This is a genomic window from Pseudomonas sp., from assembly GCF_026224925.1.
In the GTDB taxonomy this organism is placed as follows: Bacteria; Pseudomonadota; Gammaproteobacteria; order Pseudomonadales; family Pseudomonadaceae; genus Aquipseudomonas.
In genome coordinates this window covers 1-2841 of the sequence record NZ_JAMFRV010000042.1, presented here as the reverse complement: position 1 = coordinate 2841, position 2841 = coordinate 1, and the positions used below count along the sequence as shown (strand labels likewise).

The 2841-nt window shown below is 53.8% G+C and carries 2 protein-coding genes and 1 pseudogene; 1 reads left to right on the top strand and 2 read right to left on the bottom strand.

The features are described 5' to 3' along the window. Positions 1 to 274 (top strand): annotated as a pseudogene (locus M0974_RS01895) (hypothetical protein); the annotation flags it as partial. A 156-nt stretch (positions 275 to 430) separates the two neighbouring features. Here M0974_RS01895 and M0974_RS01890 read toward each other — a convergent pair. Continuing rightward, positions 431 to 1612, bottom strand: coding sequence for an MFS transporter (locus M0974_RS01890; protein WP_297831959.1), 1182 nt, complete (start codon positions 1610 to 1612; stop codon positions 431 to 433). Positions 1613 to 2096: 484 nt separating this feature from the next. Then, positions 2097 to 2537, bottom strand: coding sequence for an Lrp/AsnC family transcriptional regulator (locus M0974_RS01885; RefSeq protein ID WP_297831956.1), 441 nt, complete (start codon positions 2535 to 2537; stop codon positions 2097 to 2099). Positions 2538 to 2841 lie beyond the last annotated feature (304 nt).

Sequence of the window (2841 nt, the reverse complement as noted above, 5' to 3'; positions counted from 1 at the left end):
GCCGGGCGCCGGCTGGCTGGTGCCCGGCCCTGAGCAGGACCTGCCATGGCCGGATGAACTGGCCGGGCAGGTCATGACGGAGCTAATCGAAGTCGCGCTGGCACATGTTGATAAAAACGAAGTTCGAAGCGCCTACAACAGGGCGGATTACATCGAACGCCGGCGTCCGATGATGGCTTGGTGGAGTAAGCATATCCAGAAGGCGGCCACTGGAAGCCTGTTGGTATCTGCGATTAATCAAACCAGAGGCCGCAATGTCGTCCCAATACGCTGAAGGATCACTGGATGGCGATAGAGTTGATGACTATCGCCAAATCCTCTGCTTGCCTGTGCTACTCATGCCAAGCCCCTGCAGGCTGGTGGCCGTGAAGGGGCAATCTGCCCGCCTAAGCCTTTGCAACTGAGCCAAAGAAGTCCACGACCTCCCACGTTACAAGAAGACGGGCTCTGTCCGAGCGCGAACTCCTGCGGCAATCATCAGGACGATGGCTGGGACAATCACCACACTGGCCGAAAGCATCGCCCCCTTGAACCCGGCCACACTCAGCGCTTCTCCACCGATAATCACACCCAGCCCGATCGCGCTGTTCAGCACGGCTGTATGGATTGCAGTAGCCGGCACCGTGTGATTACCGGCAATCCTCAAGACCCAGGTCTGCAGGCCGGTAAACAAAGCGGAAATGGCCACACCCCAGATCACCAGCAAGATTACCACCGGCGCGATCCCCAGAAGTGGACCGTAAATGCCCAAGGTCACCAAAGCCAATGCCATCGCCATCAACGCTATCAGAATGAAAACGTTCAAGTAGCGATCAGTAAAGAGCGCACTAAGCAGGTTGCCCAGAAAACCTGCGGCCCCGAAGGCAAACAGTAAGACAGCAATCAAGTACGAGGTAATGCCAGGGACCTGGCTAATAAACGGCTCGACGAAGGTGTAGGCACCAAAATGAGCAGCCGCAGTCAGCCCGGTGATGACATAAGTGATCAACAGATCCTTGCGCCGTAGCACCGCTGAAAACCCGCCGCCCTTGGCCAGCGAGTGTATATGCATCCCGGGAAGCACCAGTGCTATCGCTCCGGCGCTGGCAACACACATCAAAGTCAGACAAACAAACGCCGTGCGCCACCCGACGTATTGGCCCACCAGATTGATCAGCGGAACGCCCATGACCGTGGCGATGGTGATGCCGCCTAAAACGATCGAGGTGGCCAGTCCCATGCGCTGCGCTGGCACAAGATGGGCGGCAGTGGCTGCCACGATTGCCCAGAATATGCCATGAGCTAATGCCCCAACCGCGCGGGCAGCCAGCAGCGTCGAAAATTCAGGGGATAACGCCGCCAGACCGTTTGATAAGGCCAATATCAGCATCAACGCGATCAGCAGCGCCTTGCGGGGAACCCATCGGTTCAACCAGTTGGATAGTAATCCGCTGGCAGCCCCAATCCATGCGTACAACGTCACCGTCAGCCCGACGGTAGACGGGGTTTGCTCCAGATCGGCTGATATCTGCGACAACAAACCAATGGGGGCGAACTCGGAGGTCACCATAATGAACGAGGCCATGCACAGCACACTGACTGCACACCATATCCGCAAGGCTGAGCTGACCATCAGTAATGTCCATCCCTGTTCACAGCTGAGTAATCGTGAACCCATTCGCGTCGCCGGCGCTGCGCGACTGAGTTCGACACTTTCTACACTAAATATCCACGGACACAGCGTACTCGGCGAGCCAACTGTTCATGCCCGCCACCTGCTCCATGCCCATGCGTTCGTGCAAGGGAGAGTCTTTCCGCCCCCCTACCCAGTCTGTCCTTGACTCGACCCAAGTCCAACAGTTGACGTACCGGTGCATTCGAGTCCGCCACGATATCGGACATGGCCGAGCTCAGTCCTTTTTCGTAGGCTGGATCCTGGGTTGCCGGACAAGGGATCTTAATACGCAGTACGAAGGGAATTGTCATCGCACTGGTTGCTGACCGGACGGGCAATCTTACCTGCATGCACATGCTGGGTGTATTCGCGTGAGTGGTTACACCAAAAGACTCACTTTTTCACTCATTCCGGCAGGGGGTGTCTCCTCTGAGTCCGGTTTCTATTTGTCGAAAAGTACCAGTTTCCTTCTTTCGATTGGAACCGATAAGACGATGCTGGTGCGCGTTTCGCCGTAGTTATTAACCTTCCCGATAATGCTCTCAAGGTCTGCCATCGACTTGGCATAGATCCTGATAAGGTACGAGTCATCACCTGTGACGTGTAGGCACTCAACAACTTCAGGTATGTCGTTGAGGGTTGCGATCAACTTAGTTTTTGATGGTTTAAAGGTAGTCATGCCAACAACAGCCGATATGCCAAACCCGAGCTTCGCTGGATCAACCTGAGCACCATAGCCAGAAATGACTCCGGCATCTTCGAGCTTTCGCAGCCGGTCCGTTGTGGCCGGGATGGAAAGACCCGCGTGCTTTGACAATTCGGTAATAGATATTCGCCCCGAATCTTGCACCATGCTCAAGATCTTGATGTCTATACGATCCATGAAGACTTCCCCTGAAAAAGGTGAATACTTTAATGAAAGTTATATATCATCAACTAAAAAATAATGCATCAAAAAAGTAGTGAGCACCCGCCTATTTCAGCCCATAAAAATCCCGCAAACCAAAATAGACTATAAACTGTTTCAGTTCTTGAGCGCAGCCTAACTAAAGCCCACTTCACAGAGCGAGTATATATTAAATAAAATGCACCCCGACTCTTTCGCAGTGGCGGCTGAGACCAGGGATGACTTTAAGGAAAAATTATGAAAAGCCTCACGTCAAACTTATACTGCTGTGGCAAGCATG

What these genes read in the sequence shown, in the direction of transcription:
- M0974_RS01890 (WP_297831959.1), bottom strand. Translation starts at nt 1,612, where the DNA reads ATGGTCAGCTCAGCCTTGCGGATATGGTGTGCAGTCAGTGTGCTGTGC.
- M0974_RS01885 (WP_297831956.1), bottom strand. Translation starts at nt 2,537, where the DNA reads ATGGATCGTATAGACATCAAGATCTTGAGCATGGTGCAAGATTCGGGG.